General features: G+C 69.5%; 23 protein-coding genes. 15 read left to right on the top strand and 8 right to left on the bottom strand.

Going from position 1 to position 24,069, the window contains the following annotated elements:
• Nucleotides 1-37: 37 nt before the first annotated feature.
• Nucleotides 38-1,060, bottom strand: coding sequence for an asparaginase (locus ACTJJ4_RS04135; protein ID WP_440942135.1), 1,023 nt, complete (start codon nt 1,058-1,060; stop codon nt 38-40).
• Between the two features lie 132 nt (nt 1,061-1,192).
• Between ACTJJ4_RS04135 and ACTJJ4_RS04130 the strand changes: the two genes are divergently transcribed.
• Together ACTJJ4_RS04130 and ACTJJ4_RS04125 are read left to right on the top strand one after the other, a co-directional pair.
• Nucleotides 1,193-1,561 (top strand): FKBP-type peptidyl-prolyl cis-trans isomerase, encoded by a 369-nt coding sequence (locus ACTJJ4_RS04130; RefSeq protein WP_285633152.1) that lies wholly within the window; start codon nt 1,193-1,195, stop codon nt 1,559-1,561.
• A gap of 195 nt (nt 1,562-1,756) precedes the next feature.
• A complete protein-coding gene (locus tag ACTJJ4_RS04125) occupies nt 1,757-2,305 on the top strand; it encodes a YceI family protein (RefSeq protein WP_292697807.1) in 549 nt (182 codons plus the stop codon).
• A gap of 42 nt (nt 2,306-2,347) precedes the next feature.
• On the opposite strand, the gene ACTJJ4_RS04120 is transcribed toward ACTJJ4_RS04125, so the two are convergent.
• Nucleotides 2,348-3,640: an MFS transporter gene (locus ACTJJ4_RS04120; protein WP_440942134.1), complete on the bottom strand. Its 1,293-nt coding sequence runs from the start codon at nt 3,638-3,640 to the stop codon at nt 2,348-2,350.
• 141 nt (nt 3,641-3,781) lie between these two features.
• Between ACTJJ4_RS04120 and rpsO the strand changes: the two genes are divergently transcribed.
• The 3 genes from rpsO (at nt 3,782) to ACTJJ4_RS04105 (ending at nt 5,361) form a co-directional block, all read left to right on the top strand.
• Nucleotides 3,782-4,051 (top strand): 30S ribosomal protein S15, encoded by a 270-nt coding sequence (rpsO, locus tag ACTJJ4_RS04115; RefSeq protein WP_005048780.1) that lies wholly within the window; start codon nt 3,782-3,784, stop codon nt 4,049-4,051.
• Nucleotides 4,052-4,196: 145 nt separating this feature from the next.
• Nucleotides 4,197-5,051 (top strand): hypothetical protein, encoded by an 855-nt coding sequence (locus tag ACTJJ4_RS04110; protein ID WP_440942133.1) that lies wholly within the window; start codon nt 4,197-4,199, stop codon nt 5,049-5,051.
• A complete protein-coding gene (locus tag ACTJJ4_RS04105) occupies nt 5,044-5,361 on the top strand; it encodes a transcriptional regulator (protein WP_440942132.1) in 318 nt (105 codons plus the stop codon). The genes ACTJJ4_RS04110 and ACTJJ4_RS04105 overlap by 8 nt, the downstream gene beginning before the upstream one ends.
• 1 nt (nt 5,362) lies before the next feature.
• On the opposite strand, the gene ACTJJ4_RS04100 is transcribed toward ACTJJ4_RS04105, so the two are convergent.
• The gene (locus ACTJJ4_RS04100; protein ID WP_440942131.1) at nt 5,363-6,361 is read right to left on the bottom strand and encodes an isopenicillin N synthase family dioxygenase; all 999 of its coding nucleotides are present in this window, start codon (nt 6,359-6,361) and stop codon (nt 5,363-5,365) included.
• Nucleotides 6,362-6,524: 163 nt separating this feature from the next.
• Between ACTJJ4_RS04100 and efeU the strand changes: the two genes are divergently transcribed.
• Genes efeU through efeB form a run of 3 tightly spaced genes read left to right on the top strand, consistent with a single transcriptional unit; the run spans nt 6,525 to nt 9,968 of the window.
• On the top strand, nt 6,525-7,466 hold the full coding sequence (efeU, locus tag ACTJJ4_RS04095) for an iron uptake transporter permease EfeU (protein ID WP_440942815.1): 942 nt from the start codon (nt 6,525-6,527) through the stop codon (nt 7,464-7,466).
• Nucleotides 7,463-8,695 carry an iron uptake system protein EfeO gene (gene efeO, locus ACTJJ4_RS04090; RefSeq protein WP_440942130.1) on the top strand — a complete coding sequence of 411 codons (1,233 nt, stop codon included), beginning with the start codon at nt 7,463-7,465 and terminating at the stop codon, nt 8,693-8,695. The genes efeU and efeO overlap by 4 nt, the downstream gene beginning before the upstream one ends.
• Before the next feature lie 7 nt (nt 8,696-8,702).
• Entirely contained in the window at nt 8,703-9,968 is a 1,266-nt protein-coding gene (gene efeB / locus ACTJJ4_RS04085) for an iron uptake transporter deferrochelatase/peroxidase subunit (protein ID WP_440942129.1), read from the top strand.
• 3 nt (nt 9,969-9,971) lie between these two features.
• Here efeB and ACTJJ4_RS04080 read toward each other — a convergent pair whose 3' ends face one another.
• A complete protein-coding gene (locus ACTJJ4_RS04080) occupies nt 9,972-11,099 on the bottom strand; it encodes an acyltransferase family protein (protein ID WP_440942128.1) in 1,128 nt (375 codons plus the stop codon).
• A gap of 161 nt (nt 11,100-11,260) precedes the next feature.
• On the opposite strand from ACTJJ4_RS04080, the gene ACTJJ4_RS04075 reads away from it, so the two are divergent.
• Both ACTJJ4_RS04075 and ACTJJ4_RS04070 read left to right on the top strand, forming a co-directional pair.
• A complete protein-coding gene (locus tag ACTJJ4_RS04075; RefSeq protein ID WP_440942814.1) occupies nt 11,261-12,460 on the top strand; it encodes an LLM class flavin-dependent oxidoreductase in 1,200 nt (399 codons plus the stop codon).
• Nucleotide 12,461: 1 nt separating this feature from the next.
• On the top strand, nt 12,462-13,106 hold the full coding sequence (locus ACTJJ4_RS04070; protein WP_292697789.1) for an FMN reductase: 645 nt from the start codon (nt 12,462-12,464) through the stop codon (nt 13,104-13,106).
• Nucleotides 13,107-13,118: 12 nt separating this feature from the next.
• On the opposite strand, the gene ACTJJ4_RS04065 is transcribed toward ACTJJ4_RS04070, so the two are convergent.
• Together ACTJJ4_RS04065 and ACTJJ4_RS04060 are read right to left on the bottom strand one after the other, a co-directional pair.
• The gene (locus tag ACTJJ4_RS04065; RefSeq protein WP_440942127.1) at nt 13,119-13,808 is read right to left on the bottom strand and encodes a response regulator; all 690 of its coding nucleotides are present in this window, start codon (nt 13,806-13,808) and stop codon (nt 13,119-13,121) included.
• Nucleotides 13,805-15,079, bottom strand: a complete 1,275-nt coding sequence (locus tag ACTJJ4_RS04060; RefSeq protein ID WP_440942126.1) for a sensor histidine kinase — start codon at nt 15,077-15,079, stop codon at nt 13,805-13,807. The genes ACTJJ4_RS04065 and ACTJJ4_RS04060 overlap by 4 nt, the downstream gene beginning before the upstream one ends.
• Nucleotides 15,080-15,223: 144 nt before the next feature.
• Between ACTJJ4_RS04060 and ACTJJ4_RS04055 the strand changes: the two genes are divergently transcribed.
• Nucleotides 15,224-16,621: a cation:dicarboxylate symporter family transporter gene (locus tag ACTJJ4_RS04055; RefSeq protein ID WP_440942125.1), complete on the top strand. Its 1,398-nt coding sequence runs from the start codon at nt 15,224-15,226 to the stop codon at nt 16,619-16,621.
• A 91-nt stretch (nt 16,622-16,712) separates the two neighbouring features.
• Here ACTJJ4_RS04055 and ACTJJ4_RS04050 read toward each other — a convergent pair whose 3' ends face one another.
• Nucleotides 16,713-16,886 (bottom strand): DUF5302 domain-containing protein, encoded by a 174-nt coding sequence (locus ACTJJ4_RS04050; RefSeq protein ID WP_285633077.1) that lies wholly within the window; start codon nt 16,884-16,886, stop codon nt 16,713-16,715.
• A gap of 5 nt (nt 16,887-16,891) precedes the next feature.
• Complete coding sequence (locus ACTJJ4_RS04045; protein ID WP_440942813.1) at nt 16,892-17,503, bottom strand: DedA family protein; 612 nt, start codon at nt 17,501-17,503, stop codon at nt 16,892-16,894.
• A 143-nt stretch (nt 17,504-17,646) separates the two neighbouring features.
• Here ACTJJ4_RS04045 and ACTJJ4_RS04040 point away from each other — a divergent pair, with 143 nt between their 5' ends.
• The 4 genes from ACTJJ4_RS04040 (at nt 17,647) to ACTJJ4_RS04025 (ending at nt 24,040) form a co-directional block, all read left to right on the top strand.
• Nucleotides 17,647-19,587, top strand: a complete 1,941-nt coding sequence (locus ACTJJ4_RS04040) for a GDSL-type esterase/lipase family protein (RefSeq protein ID WP_440942124.1) — start codon at nt 17,647-17,649, stop codon at nt 19,585-19,587.
• A 261-nt stretch (nt 19,588-19,848) separates the two neighbouring features.
• Nucleotides 19,849-22,122, top strand: coding sequence for a polyribonucleotide nucleotidyltransferase (locus ACTJJ4_RS04035; RefSeq protein WP_440942123.1), 2,274 nt, complete (start codon nt 19,849-19,851; stop codon nt 22,120-22,122).
• 209 nt (nt 22,123-22,331) lie between these two features.
• On the top strand, nt 22,332-23,357 hold the full coding sequence (locus tag ACTJJ4_RS04030; RefSeq protein WP_440942122.1) for an aldo/keto reductase: 1,026 nt from the start codon (nt 22,332-22,334) through the stop codon (nt 23,355-23,357).
• 80 nt (nt 23,358-23,437) lie between these two features.
• Nucleotides 23,438-24,040, top strand: coding sequence for a histidine phosphatase family protein (locus ACTJJ4_RS04025; protein WP_285633065.1), 603 nt, complete (start codon nt 23,438-23,440; stop codon nt 24,038-24,040).
• The last annotated feature ends 29 nt before the right edge of the window (nt 24,041-24,069 follow it).

The raw sequence follows: 24,069 nt of genomic DNA, 5'->3' as shown, positions 1-24,069 counted from the left end.
TGGCCTGATCTCAGGATGCATGAGGGCAGGCGGCCTGTCAAGAGGTCGCTGCGTCTTCGCGCTCCCCGAGGATGTTCTGCGCGAGCAGCGAGCGCACCTGCTCGGGAGAGAGATCCGTGCGCCGCAGCGCGGCGAGCTTGCCGAGTGCGGTCTCGGGGGTCATGTCGCCGCCCGCGACGGCGCCTGCATCGGCGAGCAGCGACCCGACCGCGTAGCGCCCGAGGTCGACGGGACCGTCGGCGCACTGCGTGACGGCCAGCACGATGCTGCCGCCGTCGACGCCCGCGCGCACGGCCTCGGTCAGTCCGCCGGACGTCATCGGCGCGGTGCCCGCGCCGTAGCACTCCAGCACGACGCCCGCCGGGCATTCGGCCAGCGCCGCCGCCAGCTGACCGCGGGTCAGGCCCGGCGACACCTTCACGAGTCCGACCCGGGGCGCGTCGCGCCCCGCCGACCGGGTGAGCGCGGCGGTCAGCTCGGGCGGCGTGCCGGAGCTCCCGGGGGCGAGTGGTCGAGGGGCGGCGAAGGCGTCCAGGCTTCGGCTGGAGCGCTTCGTCGCGCGCACCGCGGGAAGCAGGCGCCCGCCGAAGGCGATCCAGGTGCCCGCGGGCGTCCCCTCGGATGCAGCGGCGAACGCCTGCGCGAAGTTGTCCGGCGCATCGCTCCCCGGCATGCCCAGGGGCACCTGCGCACCTGTGAACACCACGGGGACGTCGATGTCCGCCAGCGCGAAAGCCGCGAAGGCCGCGCTGTAGGCCATGGTGTCCGTGCCGTGGATCACGACGACCCCGACCGGATGCTGCGCTTCCACGATCCCGCGGATGCCGTCGGCGAGTTCAGCCATACCGCCCGGCTGGAGCTCTGCGCTGTCGATGGCGCGGGCCGTCGCCTCGTACGTCCACGGCTGAGCGGGCGCGCTGCCCTGCGAATGAGTGACGAGCTCCTCGATCTGCTCTCTCAGGTGCGGATCCGGTGCCAGCCCCTGAGGAGTCATCACCATCCCGAACGTACCGCCGGTGTAGAGCACAGCGACAGGTCGTGCTCCGTCGTATCGGGTCATGGAGCACTCCTCGGGGCCTTGCTGATGACCTCGCAATCCTATTCCGAGAGGCATCGACGGCCTGCGGTGCTGTTCGCTCTCGGCACGCGCGGCGGCGTTGACCGGGGTGCACGGCTCGGGTTTGATGGAACCATGACAGATCGCACCAAGCCCGAGTTCGACGCACCGACCGGACCCGCACCCACCGAGCTCGTCATCCGCGACATCATCGTCGGCGACGGCGATGAGGCGAAGCCCGGCGACACCGTCACCGTGCACTACGCCGGCGTCGAGCACGACTCCGGTGAGGAGTTCGACTCCTCGTGGGGCCGCGGCGAGACCATCCAGTTCCCGCTGCGCGGCCTGATCCAGGGCTGGCAGGAGGGCATCCCCGGCATGAAGGTCGGCGGTCGCCGTGAGCTGACCATCCCGCCGCACCTCGCGTACGGCCCCGCCGGCGCAGGCCACTTCCTCTCCGGGAAGACGCTCATCTTCATCATCGACCTGGTCGCCGTCGGCTGACCCAGGGAGTCCCGTCAGCCCTCGGCATCGACCTGGTCGCCGTCGGCTGATCCTCGACATCCTCGAAGCCCCCGTCCGCATTCTGCGGGCGGGGGCTTTCTGCAAGAATTCTGAAAACCGGGAATGTATGCAGATGCATGCAAGTTATCCTCATTACGGCCCACGCGGCACCCACGACTTCAAGGAGAAGCAGATATGTCGATCGAGATCCCCGGCTACCGTCCCGGCACCTACGTCCTCGACCCCGCGCACAGCGAGGTGACCTTCAGCGTCCGTCACATGATGATCTCGAAGGTGCGCGGCACCTTCGGCGTGAAGGAGGCGACGCTGATCGCCCCCGAGAACCCCCTCGAGGCCAAGGTCGAGGCGAAGGTCGACGTGACCTCGATCGACACCAAGGACGAGAACCGTGACGCCCACCTGCGCTCCGCGGACTTCTTCGATGTCGAGAACCACCCGTCGATGGAGTTCGTGTCCACCGGCACCCGCGTCGAGGACGGCGACTTCCTCGTCGACGGCGACCTGACCATCCGTGGCATCACCAAGCCGGTCACCTTCGAGTTCGAGTTCGGCGGCTTCGGCACCGACCCGTACGGCAACTACAAGGCCGGCGCGTCCGCGAAGACCGTCATCAACCGCGAGGACTTCGGCCTCACCTGGAACGCCGCGCTGGAGACCGGCGGCGTCCTGGTCGGCAAGGAGATCACCATCGGCCTCGACCTGCAGGGCGCTCTGCAGGCCTGATCCGCTTCCCTTCACGAGCCCCGGGGCCCGGCGCCGTCAGCGTCAGGCCTCGGGGCTCAGTGCGTCGTAGGCGCGGAAGCGGGGGCTGAGCCGCGCGAGTGTCGCGACGATCCCGATGACCAGGAAGCCGCCCAGCAGGGGAGGGAACCACAGGCTGGTCGCCGTGGCGAGGGCGCCGGCATACAGAGCGCCGACGCGGGGTCCGCCGGCGACCACGATGATGAAGACGCCCTGCAGCCGCCCGCGCATGGTGTCGGGGACGGCCGCCTGCATCATCGTGTTGCGGTAGATCGAGCTGACGTTGTCCGCGGCGCCGGAGAGCGCCAGTGCGATGCAGGCGGCGACGATGAGAGCGACGTGCGGCACCTGCTCGGATGCCGGCGGCAGCAGCATCCCGATCAGCAGCACCGCCCCGAACAGCGCGATGGCGATGCCGTAGGCCTGCACCGCGCGGGAGATGCCCAGCCCGTGCCAGCGGAAGTGCACGATCCGCCCGGAGAACAGGCTGCAGGCGAACGTGCCGACCGCGACCGCCGCCGTGAGGATGCCGGTGGTGAAGGCGCCGCCGCCGAGGATCACCGTTCCGAGTGCGGGGAACAGGGCGAGCGGCTGACCGAAGGTCATCGCCGTGATGTCCATCAGGTACTGCATCCGGATGTTCCCCGCGCGCTGCAGGAAGCGCCAGCCGTCGACCAGCGATGCGAGCCCCGGGCGCACGATCGTCCCCTCCGGGAGCAGCGCCGGCAGCGTCCAGAGGCCGAGGAACATCGACAGCATCAGGATGACGTCGATCGTGTACGTCCATCCGAATCCGGTGAGCGCCACCAGCAGGCCGGCGACCGCCGGACCGACCATCACGGTCAGCCCGAACGCGACGCCGTTGAGGGCGGATGCCGCCGCGAGATGGTCCAGGGGGATCAGCCGCGGCACGATCGCGGTGCGCGTGGCCATCCCGACGGAGTTCGCCGCGGCGATCGTCATGCTCAGCCCGTACAGCCACCAGATCGTCTCGGTGTGCGTCCAGGTCAGCGTCGCCAGCAGCGCCGTCGCGATGAAGGCGACCGTCGCGGAGATGAGCGCGACGCGGCGCCGGTCGAAGGCATCCGCCAGCATCCCTCCGTAGAGGCCCGCGAGGATCATGGGCACGAGACCCGCGACGGCGATCATCGACACGGCGAAGGTGCTGCCGGTCAACTCGAACACGTGCAGCATCACGGTCACGACGGTGAGCTGCCCGCCGATGCCCGCGAGAGTCGAGCCGATCCACATGCGCGTGAACGCCGGGCTGATCTTCAGGGGGGAGAGGTCGATGAGAAGACCGCGGGAGAACTGCACCTCTCGAGGCTATCGGCTGTGCGCGACCGGGGCGCCGAAGCTGGTAGGCTATGGAGGTTGCCGTTCGATCGGCCGCGGATGAAGAGAGCCCACACATCAGGTGTCGGGCGCCGCGCAACAAGCAGAGAGGGGATCGAATCTATGGCACTGGAAGCAGACGTCAAGAAGGCGATCATCGAAGAGTACGCGACGCACCCCGGTGACACCGGATCCCCCGAGGTGCAGGTCGCGATGCTGACGCAGCGCATCAAGGACCTCACCGAGCACCTCAAGGAGCACAAGCACGACCACCACTCGCGTCGTGGCCTGTTCCTGCTCGTCGGTCAGCGCCGTCGCCTGCTGGGTTACCTGCAGGACATCGACATCAACCGTTACCGCTCGCTCATCGAGCGCCTCGGTCTGCGTCGATAAGCACCGCTGCCGCGTATATCGCGCAGAACATTCTTGGAGAGCCGCCCCACGGTGTGGGGCGGCTCTCGCTGTGTCCCGGGGTTGACGGTCCCGCTCGGTTTCCAGTAGGAAAGTATTTAGGTTTCCTGGTGGAAAGTGGGGGGTCATGGAGCAGAGGCCGGAACCGGGGCTGGAGCCCTACGAGCCGCCGACCGCAGCCGTCGCGCAGGCGTATCTCGACGAATCGGCTCGCGTGGCTCAGCGTCGCGAGCAGCACATCGATCGCCGCGCCGCCGCGCGGCTCCTGCTCGCCGAGGGGATCTCGTTCGCGATCTACCTCGTCGTGCTCATGCTCGTGTTCCCACCCGCCGAAGGCGTCAACATCATCGTCATCGTCGCGCCGTTCATCGTCTGGACTCAGCTCGTGACGACGCTCCGGGAGGAGTACGGCTATCAGCGCCGAGGCCGCGAGCAGCGGATGCGGACAGCAGTGATGCTCATCCTGCTCGCTGTCGTGATCGGATCACTCGGCACGCTCATGCTGGGTGTCGACATCCCCGTCGCTCTGAGGTTCGCGCCCGGGGTCCTGTGCTTCGTGCTGTATGGCCTCCTCGCGTGGGGTGAGTGGAGACATGCAACCGCTGAGCGGATCGTCCGGAAGCGGGCGCCCTTCGACCGCGGGGCGCGACTGACCACGACCTGCATCGGGATCGCGGTCGGGGCGATCGTCGCCTGCGTGGCGACCCCCTCCGCGCTCATCGCCAACATCGTCAACCTCCTGGCGATGCTCGCCCTGGTGGCGTGGTTGTCGGCCTCGATGCTGACGCAGGGATCCCAGCTCGCGCTGGCATGGGGGCCGTTCCTGTGGATCTGTTTCGCCCTCTCCGGTGCAGTGATCATCGCGCTGCTGCTGCTGGCGCAGTTCACCTCCATGCCACTGACCATCGGGGGCTACGTCGTCGGTGGTGCGATCGCGCTGGCGTTCGCCCTCGGAGCCTGGTGGGGCCCCGATCGTGGGTGAGAGCCCCAAGCATCCGCGGCTCCGGCTCGACGACAGTTTCGCCAGTCCCATCCGCTTCTCGTTGATGGCAGCGCTCGGCGAGGAACTCGAGCTCGACTTCGCCACCTTGGCCGGCATCCTGCAGGTCTCCGACTCCGCGCTCAGCAAGGCGATCTCCTCGCTCGAACAGGTGCACTACGTGAAGGTCCGCAAGGGGCAGGTCGGTGCTCGCGGGCGCACCTGGGTCACCGGCACAGCAGCCGGCCGCCGGGCGTTCCAGGCGCACCTCGAGGCGCTGCGCGCGATCGTCGACTACGGTACGGGCGGGTGACTCAGGCGCCGACCAGGTCCGCGTGGTGAATGGCGGCGACGTCCGGGTGCGCCCGCAGCCGTGACTTGAGCGCGTTCTCGCCGTAGAGGCTGTGGATCGGATTGGCCGGGTCGTCGGTGACGCCGCGGGCCTGGGCGGCCAACTCCGCGGGGAGATCGATGAGCGGCAGCTGCGAGTCCAGCGCGGGGTTGAAGAAGAACGGGATCGACAGGCGGTCGTCGGGGGCGGCGGGGGAGATGACCCGATGGTTGGTCGCCTTCAGATATCCGCCGGTCGCGTACTCCAGCAGCTCGCCGATGTTGACCACGAACGCGCCCTCGACGGGCGGGGCATCGACCCATTCGCCGTCGCGCTCGACCTGCAGGCCGCCACGGCCGGGCTCGACCCAGAGGAGGGTCAGGACACCGCTGTCCTTGTGGGCGCCGACGCCCTGCTGCGGAAGCGGCTCATGCGTCCCCGGATAGCGCACGATCTTGATGAGCGTCGAGGGCTCCCCGAAGTGGTCGTCGAAGTACGACTCCTCTGCTCCCAGTGCCAGCGCCCAGGCGCGCAGGAGCCGTCGGGAGATCGCCGAGAGCGCCGCATGCCATTCCGCGACCACCTCGCGCAGCCCCGGCTGAGCGGACGGCCACAGGTTCGGGCCGATCAGCCTGGAGTAGGGCGGCCCTCCGGCCACGGCGTCCCGCTCCGGCCCGATGTCGATCTGCTCACGCCAGTCCACCGCACCCTGCGTGCGCTCGCCCCCGATCCGGGTGTACCCGCGGAAGTGCGGGCTCTTCACGTTCTCGATCGCGAGCTTGTCCTCGTCGGGAAGCGCGAAGAAGTCCCGAGCGGCGCGGTGCAGGCGCTCCTCGAGCCCGGCGGGGAGGCCGGTGCCGGTCAGATAGAAGAAGCCGACGTCGTGGGTCGCCGCACGAAGATCGGCTCGGAACGCGGCGGCCTCCTCCTCTCCGGCATCGAGTCGGGAGAGGTCCAGGACGGGGAGGTTCAGGTCGGACATGCGTCGACGGTAATGCGGATGCAGGTGCGGTGGCGCGAATGTTGCGCTGTTTTACCCGGCGGCCGCGACAGGAGCGCAGTGATCGCAATGCTAGGCTCGGTTAGGTAAGGCACCCCTTACCGATCATCGACACACGGAGAACACCCCGCTCGTGCTCGCAGTCATGCTTCCCGCGCTCCTGATCGGCCTTCGCGAAGGCCTGGAGGCGGCTCTCGTCGTCGGCATCCTCGTGGCCTACATCCGGCGCCTCGGGCGCGCCGACGTCCTGGGCCGGATGTGGATCGGCATCGGACTGGCGATCGCCCTGGCGCTGGGCATCGGCGCCGTGCTCACCTTCGGCGCCTACGCCCTCACCTCCGAGGCCGAGGAGATCATCGGCGGAACGCTGTCGCTGGTCGCCGTGGTGATGGTCACCTGGATGATCTTCTGGATGCAGAAGGCCGGACGCACCATGAAGTCGAACCTGCAGGGCGGCGTCGACCGCGCGCTGGCGGACGGCGGCCTGTGGGCGCTGGTCGCGGTCGGCTTCGTCTCCGTCGCCCGGGAGGGCATCGAGACCACTCTGCTGCTGTGGTCCATGGTGCAGTCGTCCGGAGACGCGCCGCTGGCGCTCCCCGGGGCGCTCCTCGGACTCGCCATCGCCGTCATCGTCGGCTGGCTGATCGCGCGCGGCGCCGTGCGCCTCGACCTGCGACGCTTCTTCGCCTGGACCGGCGGCTTCCTCGTCATCGTCGCCGCAGGTGTGTTGGCATACGCCGTGATGGATCTTCAGGAGGCCGGCGTGCTGCCGGGACCGTTCTCCGCGCTCGCTCCCGTGGATCCCGGCACGGGCATCGTGCTCACCGGCGTGGCCGGATTCCCTTTCGGGTGGGCATTCGATGCCAGCGGCGTCATCGTGCCCGGCGGTGTCTGGGCGGTTCTCCTGCAGGCGATCGTGGGGTTCATGCCGCACATGACCTGGCTGCAGGTGATCGCGTGGACGCTGTACATCGTCGTCGTCGGCGCCCTGTTCATCCGCGGCATCCGTGCCGGTCGTCCGCGCGCCCACGCCGCCGCCCCCGCTCAGACCTCCTCCCTCACCTCGACATCCCCTGGAGCAGCATGACCCTCACCGCCCGCACTCTCGGCGCCGCTGCGGCGCTGGCGGCAGCAGCCATCGCCCTCACCGGATGCGTCGCCAAGGCGACCGCCGACCCGGCCGCATCCTTCACCGTGAAGTCCACGGCCGATGCCTGCACGGTCTCCGCCGACACGGCGAAGAGCGGCACGCTGACCTTCGACATCTCCAACAGCGGAGACCAGGTCACGGAGTTCTACCTCCTGGCCTCCGACGGCCTGCGCATCGTCGGCGAGGTGGAGAACATCGCTCCGTCGGCGTCCCGCACCATGACCGTCGTGGCCCAGCCGGGCGACTACTTCACGGTGTGCAAGCCCGGCATGGTGGGCGACGGCGTCGGCAAGTCCGCGTTCACGGTGAGCGGCGAGAAGGTCGCCATCGACGGGCCGGACGCCGAGCAGAAGCAGAAGGCCGTCGACCTCTACGCCGCGTTCGTGAAGGATCAGGTCGGACAGCTGGTCCCGGCGGTGCAGGAGCTCGTGAACGCCTACCAGTCCGGCGACGACGAGAAGGCGCGCGAGCTGTTCCCGAACACCCGGGCGTACTACGAGCGCATCGAGCCCGTCGCCGAGGCACTCGGCGATCTCGACCCCCGCATCGACTTCCGCGAGGTGGATGCCGTCGCCGACGGCCTGGACTGGACCGGCTTCCACCGCCTGGAGAAGGACCTGTGGCAGCCCGCCCAGGATGCGCTGAACTCCGACGGCGAGACGTCGGCGTGGAAGGACTGGGCGCCGTCCACGCCTGAGCAGCGGGGCGAGTTCGGTGATCTGCTGATCGCCGACGTGCAGGAGCTGTACGACTACGTCCACTCGAAGGACTTCACCACAGCGCTGAACGACCAGGGCATCGCCGGCATCTCCAACGGTGCGGTCGCGCTGCTCGACGAGGTCGCCACGGGCAAGATCTCGGGCGAGGAGGACTGGTGGTCGCACACCGACCTCTACGACTTCGCCGCCAACGTAGAGGGCTCGAAGATGGCGTTCTCGCTCGTCAGCGACCTCGTCGCCTCGAAGGGCGCGGACGGCAAGGCGCTCGTGGAGGAGATCTCCACCGGGTACGCGGACCTGGAGAAGGCTCTGGCCGCGCAGGGATCGCTGGATGCCGGGTTCGTCCCGTTCACGCAGCTGAACGACGCCGACAAGCGCGAGCTGATCGACCTGATCAACGCTCTCGCCGAGCCGCTGTCGAAGCTGACCAGCACGGCTCTCGCCTGATCCGCCGATGACCGAGGACGTCGAAGCCGGGCGGAAGAGGCCCGGACTGAGCCGGCGGGGCCTGCTGGGGCTCGCGGCGGGCGGGGGAGCCGCCGCCCTGGCGCTGGCCGGTGGCGGAGGCTATGCGCTCGCCGCCGCTCAGCGGCGGGAGGAGACGGCATCCGGAGTGCATGCGTTCTTCGGCGCCCACCAGGCCGGCATCACCACTCCGGTGCAGGAGCATCTGCATTTCGCGGCGTTCGACATGATGCCCCGCAGCGACCGCGCCGACCTCATCGAGCTGCTGCAGGACTGGTCGTACGCGGCCTCCCGGATGACGCAGGGGCTCGAGGTCAGTGCGACGGGCGCCGTGGGCGGATCCTCCGAGGCGCCTCCGGACGACACCGGGGAGGCGCTGGGGCTTCCGGCGAGCTCGCTGACCGTCACCTTCGGCTTCGGTCCGACGCTCTTCGAGAACGAGGACGGCGATCGCTACGGCATCCGCGATCGTCTGCCCGCGAAGCTGAAGCCGCTCCCGGCCTTCCTCGGCGAGGATCTCGACCCGATGCTCTCGGACGGCGACCTGTGCGTGCAGGTCTGCGCCGACGATCCGCAGGTCGCCGTGCACGCGATCCGCAATCTCAGCCGCATCGCGTTCGGGCGCGCCAAGCTGCGCTGGTCGCAGCTCGGCTTCGGCAAGACCTCGCGCACGACGGCGGAGCAGCAGACCCCGCGCAACCTGTTCGGGTTCAAGGACGGCACAGCCAACATCCTCGCCGACGACGCCGAGGCGCTCGACGAGCACGTGTGGGTCGCGGACGGCGACGATCCCGCCTGGCTCGCCGGCGGTTCGTACCTCGTCGCGCGCAAGATCGCGATGCTCATCGAGACCTGGGATCGGGTGCGCCTCGGCGAGCAGGAGCGCATCTTCGGACGTGACAAGGGCGAGGGCGCGCCTCTGAGCGGCGGCACCGAGGGGACCGCCCCCAAGCTGTCCGGACTGGATGAGCACAGCCACGTGCGGCTCGCGCATCCCGACAGCAACGGCGGCACCCGCATCCTGCGACGCGGCTTCAACTACGTGGGTGGCAACAACAGCCTCGGGCGCCTCGACGCCGGGCTCTTCTTCCTCGCCTACCAGCGCGACCCGGCGCAGTTCATCGGGCTGCAGCGGAAGCTCTCCACCGATCTGCTGAACGAGTACATCCGGCACGTCGGCTCCGGCGTCTGGGCTGTTCCCGCCGGCGCGCGCTCCGGTTCCTACGTGGGCGAGGCGCTGTTCCGCGACGCGTGACGCCTATCCGCGACGCGAGCCGGTGGGATCGCTGCGGTGGTCCGATCCGGATGACAGTGCGGCATCCGTGAACATCCACTTCGGGCGCGGCTCGATCAGCGGGCGGAACACCCTCCGCACCGGCTTCGAGGCGAGCAGGAACGCGATGGCGACCGCGAGCACGGTGATCAGCGGGAGCCAGATCCAGGTGGGGTCGAGCCCGCGCAGCAGACCTGATTCGCGGAACGGGTACAGCACGAACGAGTGCAGCAGGTAGACGTACATGGTGTACTGACCGAAGGTGGTCCACCACTGCGCGCGGCGGGGGAGCAGCACGAAGAAGCACGCGCTCAGCAGGATCGCCAGCGCCATCAGGCCCAGGCGGATGCCTCCCGCCCACCACTGATCGACGGAGAGCCCGGAGTACGAGTCGTCGTAGAAGAACCAGAAGCGCAGATCGACGTCGTCCCAGAATGCCAGCCAGCGCCAGCACACGAAAGCCCACGCGGCGAGCACGGCGACAGCGGAGACGCGCAGCCACCACGGGCGGTAGTCGATCAGGCTGAACCGGCGCACGACGTCGCGTTCGCGCAGCCACCAGCCGAGCGTGAAGAAGAACATCAGGCCCAGCGTGCGCGAGAGCGAGAAGGTGCTGTCGACATTGCTGAGATAGCCGACGCCCACGGAGATCGCCAGCGCCCAGGCCAGCGGCCAGCGCAGCAGGGCCAGATAGGGCAGGACCAGGCGGAAGATGCCGAGTGCCAGCAGGAACCACAGGGTCCATGACGGCTGTGTGAGGTTCGGATCCGCGCGTCCCTCGACCAGCCACTTGGTGAGCGTCCACAGTCCCTCGAAGATCACGTAGGGCACCAGGATGTCGGTGATCACACGAGCCATCTGACGCTTCGTCGGGCTCGCCGACTTGGAGAAGTAGCCGGAGATGATCGCGAACGCCGGCATGTGGAACGCATAGATCCACAGGTAGAACGCGTAGGAGATGTCGGAGTCGTAGATCAGGCGCTGCGTGCCGTGCCCGATCACCACCAGCACGACGCAGGCGAAGCGGGCGTTGTCCCAGAACGGAACGCGCCGCCGCCCGCGGATCGTCCCCGTCGGCGTCGTCGTGGGCGGATGCTGGTCGGCACTGCTCATCCCTCGAGGCTACCCGGCCGGACTTCTCCGGCGCCTGCGGGAATATCCTTGCGGCTGCGGTGTTCCACCAAGTACATTCATTTGAATAGAAACGGATGCCACCGCATCCCGAGTGGAGAATCAGAACCATGGACGCTCAGAACAGCACCCAGACAGCCGGTATGCAGTTCGGCATCATGTCGGTCAGCGACATCACGCAGGACCCGACCACGGGCATCACGCCCAGCGAGCGCGAGCGGATCCAGGCGGCGGTGACGATCGCCAAGCATGCGGAAGAGGTCGGCCTCGACGTCTTCGCCATCGGCGAGCACCACAACCCGCCCTTCTTCTCCTCGAGCCCCACCACGCTTCTGGCGTACATCGCCGCGCAGACCGACCGACTGATCGTCTCGACCTCGACGACGCTGATCACCACGAACGACCCGGTGCGCATCGCCGAGGAGTACGCGATGCTGCAGCACCTCTCCGGTGGCCGTATGGACCTGATGATGGGGCGCGGGAACACCGGGCCGGTGTACCCGTGGTTCGGTCAGGACATCCGTCAGGGCCTGCCGCTCGCGATCGAGAACTACGCGCTCCTGAACGAGCTGTGGACCAAGGACGTCGTGGACTGGGAGGGCAAGTTCCGCACTCCGCTGCAGGGCTTCACGGCCACGCCGCGCCCCCTCGACGGCGTCAAGCCGTTCGTCTGGCACGGCTCCATCCGCACGCCGGAGATCGCCGAGCAGGCCGCCTACTACGGCGACGGCTTCTTCGCGAACAACATCTTCTGGCCGAAGGAGCACTACCAGCGCCTCATCGAGCTGTACCGCCAGCGCTGGAGCCACTACGGTCACGGCGCACCCGAGACCGCGATCGTGGGCCTCGGCGGCCAGGCGTTCATCGCCAAGAACTCGCAGGACGCCGTCAACCAGTTCCGTCCGTACTTCGACAACGCCCCGGTCTACGGCCACGGCCCGTCGATGGAGGACTTCACCGAGATGACGCCGCTGACGGTCGGCTCGCCGCAGCAGGTCATCGACCGCTACGCCGCCATGCGCGACACCTTCGGCGACTACCAGCGCCAGCTGTTCCTCATGGACCACGCGGGCCTGCCCCTGAAGACCGTGCTCGAGCAGATCGACCTGCTCGGCGAAGAGGTCGTGCCGGTGCTGCGCAAGGAGCTCGCGAAGGACCGTCCCGCGACGGTGCCGGACGCTCCGACCCATGCGGCCCGCGTGAAGGCGATCTACGGTGACGGTCCGGCTCGTGAGGCCCGCCCCGCCGCCAACCGCGGCGACAACCTCACCGCGGGTTCCCCGTACCAGGACGCCCCGGCGCCCGCCGGCGCCGCGTTCGGCCTCTCCCGGAAGGAGGCGTGAGATGAGCGAGCGCCGCATCGCCGTCGTCTCGTCCGGTCTGTCCAACCCGTCCTCGACGCGGATGCTGGCCGATCGGCTGGCCGCCGAGACCGCGAGGGCTCTGCGCGAGCGCGACATCGACGTGCAGGTGGATGTGATCGAGCTCCGCGACCTCGCGCACGACATCACGAACAACCTGCTCACCGGCTTCGCGCCGGCGCCCCTGGAGGAGGCGATCAACCGGGTCGTGTCGGCGGATGCCGTCATCGCCGTCACGCCGATCTTCTCGACCAGCTATGCGGGCCTGTTCAAGTCGTTCATCGACGTGCTCGACCCCGACGCCCTCACCGGCAAGCCCGTTCTGATCGGCGCGAACGCGGGCACCGCCCGCCACTCGCTGGCGATCGACTACGCGATCCGCCCGCTCTTCACCTACCTGCACGCCGAGCCCGTCTCGACCGGGGTGTTCGCGGCATCCAGCGACTGGGGTGCGAACGCCGACGACGTGGCACCGCTCAGCGCCCGTGTCGAGCGCGGCGCGCGCGAGCTCGCCGAGGCGATCGCGCGCAAGGAGCCGGTCACCGACGCCGACCCCTTCGACCCCGACACGTACCTGGGCAAGGGCAAGTCCTTCGGACACCTGCTCGGAGGTCTCGCCGGGGAGTGAGGCACTGATCGGTCAGCGCGGCGGCCGGAGATTCCAGCGGTACTGGGTCTCCGGCCGCCCGCGCGTGCCGTAGCGCGCCTCGCGCACCGCCACCCCGTCGTCGGCGAGGTGCTCCAGATACCGGCGCGCGGCGACCCGGGACATGCCCAGCGCGTTCGCGGCGCCGGTCGCGGACAGCGGGCCTGAGGCGCGCAGCACGGCGGACACGCGCTCCAGTGTGTCGGATGCCAGACCCTTGGGAAGCGGGACGGCGGGGCGAACACGGCCCAGCAGCGCATCGATCTCGGTCTGCGTGGCCTCGCCCTCGGTGGCCAGGGCGCGCTGCTTGTGCTCCCGGTAGGCGCTGAGCCGTTCACTGAAGACCGCGAACGGGAACGGCTTCACGAGGTACTGGAACACGCCCAGTGCCGCCATCTGCCGCACCGTCTCGGCATCCCGCACGCCGGTGATCGCGATGACGTCGATCGCGGCCGCCCGAGTGCGGATGGTGCGCAGCACGTCGACGCCGGAGCCGTCGGGCATGGTGATGTCCAGCAGAGCGAGGTCGAACGCCTGGGCTCCCGGACGCTCCAGCACCGCCGTCATCGCCGCCCGCGCGCTCGTGCACTCGCCTGCGATCTCGAACCCGCTCATGCGCGCGAGGTAGCTGCGGTGCAGCTCCATGGTGAGCGCATCGTCGTCGACCAGCAGCGTCCTGATCATCGGCGGCTCCGCGGCACGGGGAGCTCGACCAGGAACGTGCTCGGATCGTCCAGGATGCGGACGGAGCCGCCCGCCTCGGTCACGACGGAGCGCACGAGCGCCAGGCCGACGCCGCGGCCCTCCGCCCCGGCGGGCTTGGTCGAGAAGCCCGGCGAGAAGACCTGCTCGCGCAGCTCGGCTGGCACGCCCTCGCCGCTGTCCGACACCGCGATCACCAGGCCTCCGTCCGCAGCCGGGTGCATCTCGACCTCGACCCAGCGATCGTCGGATGCGGCCGCCGCGTCGAACGCGTTGTCGATGAGGTTGCCGATCACGGACACGCTGTCGATGGGCGAGAGCCCCGAGGACGGGGCATCCTTCGCGATGTGCAGGCGCAGCTCGATGCCGCGCTCCCTCGCCTGGGACACCTTGCCCAGCAGCAGCGCGCCCACCGCCGGGTCTCCGTGGCGCTGGGCCGTCACCTGGTCGACGAGCGTCTGGCTCTGCCGGGAGGTCTCGGTCAGGATCTCGATCGCCTCGTCGGTGCGGCCCAGCTCGAGCAGCGCGACGGCGGTGTGCATGCGGTTCCCGTGCTCGTGGGTCTGCGCCCGCAGCGCCTCCCCGAGCGTGCGGAACGATTCGTACGACGACACCGCATCACGGACCTCGCCAGGCGGCAGGTCTCCCGCGATGCGGCGGGTGAAGCGGCGCGCCGCCATCGACCCGAGGGCGCCCAGCAGGACGAGCACGGCAGTGATCGCGACCGTGAGGGGGAGCCGGCGCACCAGCGTCTCCGAGATGGACTCCGTCGTGACGCCCGCGGCCACCCACCCGACGAGCCGGCCCGCGGCATCCCTCACCGGCACGATCGTGCGCACCGAAGGACCCAGCGTGCCGGTGAAGACCTCAGTCAGCTCCCTGTCGTCGGCGGGGATCGTGCCGCGGTAGTGCCTTCCGATCTCGTCGGGGTCCGGATGCGTGACGCGCGTGCCGTCCGGCGTCATCACGGTGATGAAGTCGAGACCCGCCCGGGAGGTGACCTCCAGTGCGTAGGGCTCGAGGGCGGCCGACGCCGCGTCACGGTCGTCCTCCAGCGCCCCGGCGACGAGGGGCGACACGGCGAGGGTCCTGGCGGTCGCCGCAGTGACGCGCTCCGCCTCGTCGTGCGCGGCGGTCTGCGTCTCGAAGACGAGGAAGGCCGCCACCAGGGCCGCGAGGACCAGGGATGCCGCGATCAGGACCACGAAGACGCGGGACGCGGCGCTGCGCGCGTGGGTGGGCACGGTCGTCATCCACGCCTCCCGTCGTCCGCTGCGCTGCTCGCGACCAATACGACCACAAATGGTGCCGCGATGAGAAGTCCGTGACGGTGGAGGAACCGACGGCGAGGACGCCGTCCGGCATGACACGACGACGTTCATGATCGAGGAGGAAACATGGCGATGACAAGCGGATTCGGGTTCCCGAGGATCCCGCAGCGGCGCGGCCGGAAGTCGTGGGACAAGCACACCTGGCTCTACCTGTCGGTGCTGATCGCGGTGGTGCTCGGCGCAGTGGTCGGACTGATCTGGCCCGAGGTGGGGCAGGGCTTCGAGGCGCTGGGCAAGGGCTTCGTCGCCCTCATCAAGATGATGATCGCGCCGATCATCTTCTGCACGATCGTGGTGGGCGTCGGCTCCATCGCGAAGGCGGCGACGGTCGGCCGGATCGGCGGGCTCGCGCTGATCTACTTCATGGTGATGTCGACCTTCGCGCTCGCCATCGGGCTCGTGGTCGGGAACATCATCCACCCGGGTTCAGGACTGGACATGGCCGGGTCCAGCTACGAGGCCGCGTCCACCGAGGCGTCGACCGCGCAGGACTTCGTGCTCGGGATCATCCCGACGACGTTCTTCTCCGCGTTCACCGGGGAGAGCGTGCTGCAGGTGCTGTTCATCGCACTGCTCGCCGGCTTCGCGCTGCAGGGCCTCGGTGACCGCGGTGCGCCGATCATGGAGGCGGTGAAGAACCTGCAGCTGCTGGTCTTCCGCATCCTCGGCATGATCCTCTGGCTGGCGCCGGTCGGTGCGTTCGGCGCCATCGCGGCGGTGGTCGGGAAGACCGGTCTGGCGGCGATCTGGAGTCTCGGCATCCTCATGGTCGCGTTCTACATCACCTGCATCGTCTTCATCGTCGTCGTGCTGGGCACCGTGCTGTGGCTGGGCTCTCGGGTGAGCATCTTCAGCCTGATGCGGTACCTCAGCCGCGAGTACCTGCTCATCGTCGGCACCTCGTCGTCCGAGTCCGCCCTCCCTCGTCTGATCGCGAAGATGGAGCACGTCGGCGTCTCCAAGCCGGTCGTCGGCATCACCGTGCCCACCGGCTACTCGTTCAACCTGGACGGCACCGCGATCTACCTCACGATGGCCTCGCTGTTCATCGCGACGGGAATGGGACAGCCGATGTCCATCACGGAGCAGATCGGCCTGCTGGTGTTCATGATCCTCGCGAGCAAGGGCGCGGCGGGCGTGACTGGAGCGGGCCTTGCCACGCTGGCCGGAGGTCTGCAGGCGTATCGCCCGGACCTGGTCGACGGGGTCGGCGTGATCGTGGGCATCGACCGCTTCATGTCCGAGGGCCGCGCGCTGACGAACTTCACCGGCAACGCCGTCGCGACGCTGCTGATCGGCACCTGGACGAAGCAGATCGACCGGGATCGCGTGCGCCGCGTGCTCAGCGGCGAGCTGCCGTTCGACGAGTCCTCGCTGGACGGCGTCGACAGCCACGGCGGCGCTAAGACGCGCACCGAGAGCGCACAGGTCGAGAGCGCACAGGTCGGCGCCGCGCAGCGCTGAGCGGTACCGGACGCCCGGGAGCAGCGGACCGGAACGACGCAGGCCCGCGATGCAGCAGCATCGCGGGCCTGCGTCGTACGTGGGTACGGGCTCAGCCGCTCTTCCGGCGGAACTCGCGCTTCATCTGCGGCGCGGGGGTCGCGTGCACGGCTGAATCGCCGTCGAGGTGCGCCTCGCCGCCCTGGTTCTTCGCGTTCTTCCGGTCGAGCGCTTCCTTGAACTTGCGCTTCATCTCCTCGGAGGAGACTGCCTTGTCTTCGCTCATGTCCGTCAGCCTAGCCGGTCGGCTTCCGCGGAGCGCGAGCGAGGCCGCCGCGCCGTGATCAGGTCGATCGCAGCACCCAGGGCGACCGCGACGAGCACGGAGACGACCACCGCCAGCAGCGGGCCGCCCGGCAGGAGCGCCGCGACCACCGCACCGACGGCGGCCTGATATGCGGCCCAGCCGGTCGCGGCGACGGCGGCGAGGCCGAGATAGCGAGGCGGGTGGATGCGGGACGCGCCGGCGACGAGATTCACCGCGAGCCGGGCGAACGGCACGAAGCGCGCGGTGAACAGCACGGTGGCGGTCCCCGTCGACAGCCGGCGCCGTGCCCAGTCGAGGGCGGCGCGCACCCGGGGCGCGCGCATCCAGCGCCACCGCTCCACGCCCGCCGTGCGCCCGATCAGGTAGCAGGCGACGTCGCCGCACCAGGCGGCCGCCGCTGCCAGCCCGATCACCGCCAGGAGCGGCGGGGACCCCTGCGACATCGCGATCGCGCCAAGCGCGGTGACGGCGATCTCACCGGGGATGACGACCAGGAACGCGTCTCCGACGACGAGAGCGCACATCACCACGAGGCCCCAGGGGCCGGTCAGCAGCTGCAGCAGAGGTTCCGGCATCACAGCGGAACTGTCGCTCATCCTGGTGAACGGGAGGAGGCCGGCAGGTGAGGAGATGACCGGCATCCGTGCATCGGGTGAACACTCGGCTCCCGACGCCGATTCCGTCCGTTCCGCGCGTCCGCCGCAGGCATCCTGGCCTGGTGAGAGTCGCGATCGTCACCGAGTCCTTCCTCCCGCACATGAACGGCGTGACCGGATCCGTGCTGCAGATCCTGCGCCACCTCGAGCGCACCGGGCATCAGGCGCACGTGATCGCCCCGTCCGCTCCAGACACGCCGCTGCGCTCCGGCGGGGCTCGCGTCGACACCGTGGCATCCGTGCCGCTGCCCGGCTATCGGCATGTGCGGGTGGGGATGGCGTCGACGGGGCGCGTCGTCGATTCGCTGCGCAGGTTCCAGCCGGACGTCGTGCACCTGGCATCGCCGTTCGCCCTCGGCTGGCGCGGCGTGGCCGCAGCGGAGCGGCTCGCCCTGCCGACGGTGGCCGCGTACCAGACCGACGTCGCGGCGTACACGTCGCGCTACGGGGTGGCGCTGACCACCTCCCTCGCCGAGACTCACCTCGCACGGCTGCACCGCCGCGCCACGCTGACGCTGGCGCCGTCGAGCGAGTCCGAGGCGCAGCTCAGCCGGCTCGGAGTCGACAGGGTGCGCCGGTGGGGCAGGGGAGTGGATGCCGAGCGCTTCCGCCCCGATGCAAGGGACGAGCAGTGGGAGCATCGCATCCCCGGCCTCGTGACAGTGGGTTACGTGGGTCGTCTCGCGCCGGAGAAGCAGGTGGAGGACCTGCACGCGCTGCGCGGCATCACGGGCATCCGCCTGGTGATCGTCGGCGACGGGCCGTCCCGTGCCCGCTTGGAGACCCTGCTGCCGGATGCCCTGTTCCTCGGCCACCTCTCCGGCGCCGAGCTCGCCCGGGCGATGGCATCCTTCGACGTCTTCGTGCACCCCGGCGAGAGCGAGACCTTCGGGCAGACGCTGCAGGAGGCGCACGCCAGCGGCGTCCCGGTGATCGCCACCGGGCGCGGCGGCCCGCTGGACCTGGTGCGCATGGGCATCGACGGCTGGCTGTACCGGCCCGGCGACCTCGACGACCTGCGGATGCGGGTGCGCGACCTCGCGGGAGACGAGCGCAAGCGACGGGCGTTCGGCCGGGCCGGGCGCGGGGCCGTGGAGGGCCGCAGCTGGACGGCTGTCTGCGATCAGCTCGTGGAGAGATTCGACGAGGCGCAGAAGCTGCACGCGCTGGATCGCACGCTGCGGGTTCCCCGGACGCGGCGACCGGAGCCCGCCGAACCGCAGCGGGGGAGGCGCTGGCAGCGCTTCGTCGCCCTCGGCGACTCGCTCACCGAGGGCCTGGGCGACCCGGGCGAGGACGGAATCGAGCGCGGGTGGGCCGATCGTCTCGCGCTGCTGCTCGCCGCCCGCGGCGGCCTGCACTACGCGAACCTCGCCGTGCGCTCGCGGCGGGTCTCCGACGTCTGCGGCCCGCAGCTGCGACGCGCCCTCGAACTGCGTCCGGACCTCGCATCGGTGTTCGTCGGATCGAACGACCTGGTGCGGGTCCGCGCCGACATCCCCGCGCTCGCCGCGCGCGTGGAGGATGCCGTGGCGCAGCTGCGCGCCGCGGGAGCCGATGTCGTCCTGGTCACTCCGATGCTGCCCCGTCGTGCGGCCTCCGCCGTCTACGCCCGGCGCTTCGCCGCGTACGCCAGCGCGCTCGCCGCAGTCGCGCAGCGCACCGGCGCGATCCTGATCGACGCGGACCTGCATCCGATGCTCGGACGTCGCCCGAACTGGGCCGAGGACCTCGTGCACCTCTCCAGCCGTGGCCACCGCTTCCTCGCCTACCGGGTCGGTGAGGCGCTGGGCGTGCCGCATGCCGAGGCGCTTGGCGTGCTGGACGAGTCCCTGCACGACCACGAGCACATCCCGCGCCGCACGTGGTGGCGACGGCACGCGCTGCCCTGGGTCTGGCGGCGGCTGCACGGACGCACGGCGGGGGACGGCCGCGTGGCCAAGCACGACGACTGGGTGTACATCGCGCGCAACGACTCCCGCGTGCGCGAGCACGCCGGTTGAGATCGCACTGGTAGGCTTGCAGAGGATGCCTGTGGCATCCGTCAAACTGCATATCGACTTAGTACGGAGCGGTCGGCTGAGAAGCTGGTCCCCTGTGGTGGGTTCCTCGTCGCACACGGCGCCGGGTGATCTTCTACTGGTGGCCAGCGCAGGCGAGATTCGCGGGGATGCCCGCGCGCTTATATCTGCCCGCATCCGCTCCTTCGCGAGAACTCGCGCGTCATACGGACGCGCGAGCCTAAACAAAGAAGGAGAGACCTCTTGGAAGGTCCTGAAATCACTGCCACCGAGGCCGTTCTCGACAACGGCCGCTTCGGCACCCGCACTGTCCGGTTCGAGACCGGACGCCTCGCCCAGCAGGCGCAGGGCTCCGTCGCCGCGTACCTCGACGACGAGACCATGCTCCTGTCGGCCACCAGCGCAGGCAAGCACCCGCGCGAAGGCTTCGACTTCTTCCCGCTGACCGTCGACGTCGAGGAGCGCTCGTACGCCGCCGGAAAGATCCCCGGCTCGTTCTTCCGTCGCGAGGGCCGCCCCTCCACCGAGGCGATCCTGGTCTGCCGTCTGATCGACCGCCCGCTGCGCCCGTCGTTCGTCGACGGCCTGCGCAACGAGGTCCAGATCGTCATCACGGTGCTGTCGATCGCCCCGGGCGAGTACTACGACGCGCTGGCGATCAACGCGGCATCCGCCTCGACCCAGATCTCGGGTCTTCCGTTCTCCGGCCCGATCGCGGGTGTGCGCCTGGCGTTCATCCCCGGCCACGGCGAGCACGCCGACCAGTGGGTCGCCTTCCCGAACGCCGCCCAGGTCGAGGAGGCCGTCTTCGACCTCGTCGTCGCCGGCCGTGTCGTCACCAAGGCGGACGGCTCCGAGGACGTCGCGATCATGATGGTCGAGGCCGAGGCCACCGAGAACAGCTGGAACCTGATCAAGGCCGGCGCCACCAAGCCCAGCGAGGACATCGTCGCGCAGGGTCTCGAGGCCGCCAAGCCGTTCATCGCCCAGCTGGTCAAGGCACAGGCCGAGCTCGCCTCGCACGCCTCCAAGGAGCCGGGCGTCTACCCCGTCTTCCTGCCGTACTCGGAGGAGACCTTCGCGTTCGTCAACGAGCGTGCGCACGATGAGCTGGTGGGCGTCTACCAGATCGCCGACAAGATCGAGCGCCAGAACGCCGACGACGCGATCAAGGACCGTGTCAAGGACGAGCTCGCCGCCGCCGTCGAGGCGGGCACCCTGCCCGAGCCGGCACTGGCCGAGTTCTCCGGTGCCTACAAGTCGGTCACCAAGAAGATCGTCCGCGGCCGCATCCTCACCGAGGGCGTGCGCATCGACGGTCGCGGCCTGGCCGACATCCGTCCGCTGGACGCCGAGGTGCAGGTCATCCCGCGCGTGCACGGCTCGGCCATCTTCCAGCGCGGTGAGACCCAGATCCTGGGCGTCACCACGCTGAACATGCTCAAGATGGAGCAGCAGATCGACTCGCTGTCGCCCACCACGAGCAAGCGCTACATGCACCACTACAACTTCCCGCCCTACTCCACCGGTGAGACCGGTCGCGTCGGGTCGCCGAAGCGTCGCGAGATCGGGCACGGCTTCCTGGCCGAGCGCGCCCTCGTGCCGGTGCTGCCCTCCCGCGAGGAGTTCCCCTACGCGATCCGCCAGGTCTCCGAGGCCCTCGGGTCCAACGGCTCCACCTCGATGGGCTCCGTCTGCGCCTCGACCCTGTCGCTGCTGAACGCCGGTGTGCCGCTGCGCGCACCCGTGGCCGGCATCGCCATGGGCCTGGTCTCCGACGAGGTCGACGGTGAGACCCGCTACGCGGCCCTCACCGACATCCTGGGCGCCGAGGACGCGCTGGGCGATATGGACTTCAAGGTCGCAGGCACCAGCGAGTTCGTCACCGCGATCCAGCTGGACACCAAGCTCGACGGCATCCCGTCGTCGGTGCTGGCCGGCGCGCTGACCCAGGCCCGCGACGCGCGTCTGACGATCCTGAACGTGCTGAACGCCGCGATCGACGCTCCCGACGAGATGGCGCCCACCGCGCCGCGCGTCATCAGCGTGCAGATCCCGGTCGACAAGATCGGCGAGCTGATCGGCCCGAAGGGCAAGACGATCAACGCGATCCAGGACGAGACCGGCGCGCAGATCTCCATCGAGGAGGACGGCACCGTCTACATCGGCGCCGTCGACGGTCCGTCGGCCGAGGCCGCCCGTGCCCAGGTCAACGCGATCGCCAACCCCACCAACCCCGAGGTCGGCGAGCAGTTCCTCGGAACCGTCGTGAAGATCGCCAGCTTCGGCGCCTTCATCTCGCTGCTGCCCGGCAAGGACGGCCTGCTGCACGTCACCGAGGTGCGCAAGCTCGCCGGTGGCAAGCGCGTCGAGAACGTCGACGACGTCCTCTCGGTCGGCCAGAAGATCCTCGTCAAGATCACGAAGATCGACGACCGCGGCAAGCTGTCTCTCGAGCCCGTGCTCGATGACGCGCCCGCCGAGGGCGAGAAGGTCGAGGAGCCCGCTGAGGCGTGATCCCGTCGGATGCCGGTGACCCGGCATCCGTGAGCAGGGCCCGGAGCAGTGCATGCGCACGACTCCGGGCCCTGCGTCGTATCCGATGTGACCGGATCGTTACGAGAACTTCTCGTCACCGCTGTCGCAGTGTTCATCGCCGTGGAAAACCTCGCTTACCCTCGAAGTACGCACCCCGGGGTGGGCTGCGGATCTCGCGGGGGTGAGAGATGAGGATCTTCGGAGTCGGCACGGCCGATCAGCGGTCGCGCCCCGACGATGCCCTCGACGAGCATCCCTCCGCCCCGATCCCCGTCGTCGGACCCGGCGTCGGCGAGACCATCCGGGTGCCGCTGGGGGAGACCGGCTTCTCGATCTTCCCGCTCATGCTGGGCGCCGCGGAGTTCGGGTGGAACGTCGATCTGCCCACCAGCCATGCGCTGCTGAACCGCTACGTGGAGTTCGGTGGCAATGCGATCCACACCGCCGACGGCTTCTCCGGAGGACGCAGCGAGCACATCATCGGCCAGTGGATGCGTTCACGCGCGGACCGTGACGGGCTCGTGCTCAGCGTGCGGATCGGCGCACACGCCGACAACCCAGGGCTGGGGTCGGTGAACCTCGTGCGCGCCGTCGAGGGATCGCTCACGCGGCTCGGCGTCGAGCGGATCGACGTGCTGTACCTGGACGCCTCGCTGGATGAGACCACCAACCTCGAGGACACTCTGGCGACGACCGAGTGGCTGCGGGATGCCGGCAAGATCGCGTCCGTGGGCGCATTCCACTTCGCACCCGAGCGCCTGGTCGAGGCGCGCATCCTGGCCTCGGCCGGCTATCCGCGACTCGACGTGCTGGACGAGCCGTACAACCTGGTGCGCCGCACCGAGTTCGAGGGCGATCTGCGGCTGGTGGCCGCCGCCCAGGGGCTGGCGGTCACGCCCTCGCACGCACTGGAGCACGGGTTCCTGTCGGGTCAGCATCGCAGCAAGTCCGCGATGAGCGGGGTGCGAGGGCAGCAGCTGCGCAGCCAGCTGAATCGGCGTGGCATCCGGGTGCTCCGGGCGCTGGACGTGATCGCCGCCGAGCTCTCCGTGCCTGTGGCGGCCGTGTCGATCGCCTGGCTGCTGGCCCAGCGGACAGTGGTGGCGCCGATCGTCAATGCGTTCGCGACCACGCACGTCGACGAGCTGATGCAGGGCGCGGGCATCACGCTCTCGCGCGCGCAGATCGCCGAACTCACCCGGGCGGGCGCCTGATCCGAGTTCACCGGTGCGGCTGTCGGTCGGGCGGCTAAGCTGGAGAAGCCGCAATGCGGCGGCACGAAGCGAGCAGGGTTGTGACGCACTACATATATCTGGTCAGACACGGTGAACATCAGGATGCCGAGCACGGCATCGACGACGGACCCCTCTCGCCGCGAGGTCAACGACAGGCCGAGCTCATCGCCGACCGTCTCTCGGGCCTTCCGCTGGACGCCGTCTGGCACTCCCCGCTGCTGCGCGCCACGGAGACCGCGCGTGCGATCGCGGAGCGGCTGCCCTCGGTCGACCCCGTGCCTTCGGCGCTGCTGTTCGACTGCGTTCCGACCGGCATGACCGAGGACACCCCTGCGGCCTACGAGTCCTTCTTCGGGTCGGTCAGCGAGGCCGAGATCGAGGCCGGCTCGGCGCAGATGTCGGACGCGGTGGGCGAGTTCCTCCGCCGCCGCAACGGCGAGGTGCACGAGGTGCTCATCACGCACAACTTCGTGATCTCGTGGTTCGTCCGCGAGGTGCTGGGTGCACCGGACTGGCGCTGGATGACGCTGAACCAGGCGCACTGCGGGCTGAGCGTGATCGCCCAGAAGCAGGGCCGGCCGTGGACGCTGATCAGCCACAACGATCTCGGACATCTGCCGATGGAGCTGCGCACGGGCCTTCCCGATGTGCCCTCGGTCTGACGGGCGCCCGTCACGCGTCGGAGACGCTC

The sequence above is a fragment of the Microbacterium sp. 22195 genome, from assembly GCF_052056515.1.
In the GTDB taxonomy this organism is placed as follows: domain Bacteria; phylum Actinomycetota; class Actinomycetes; order Actinomycetales; family Microbacteriaceae; genus Microbacterium.
Note: the sequence above shows the minus strand (reverse complement) of the source record. Positions and strands in the feature narration are given on the sequence as shown.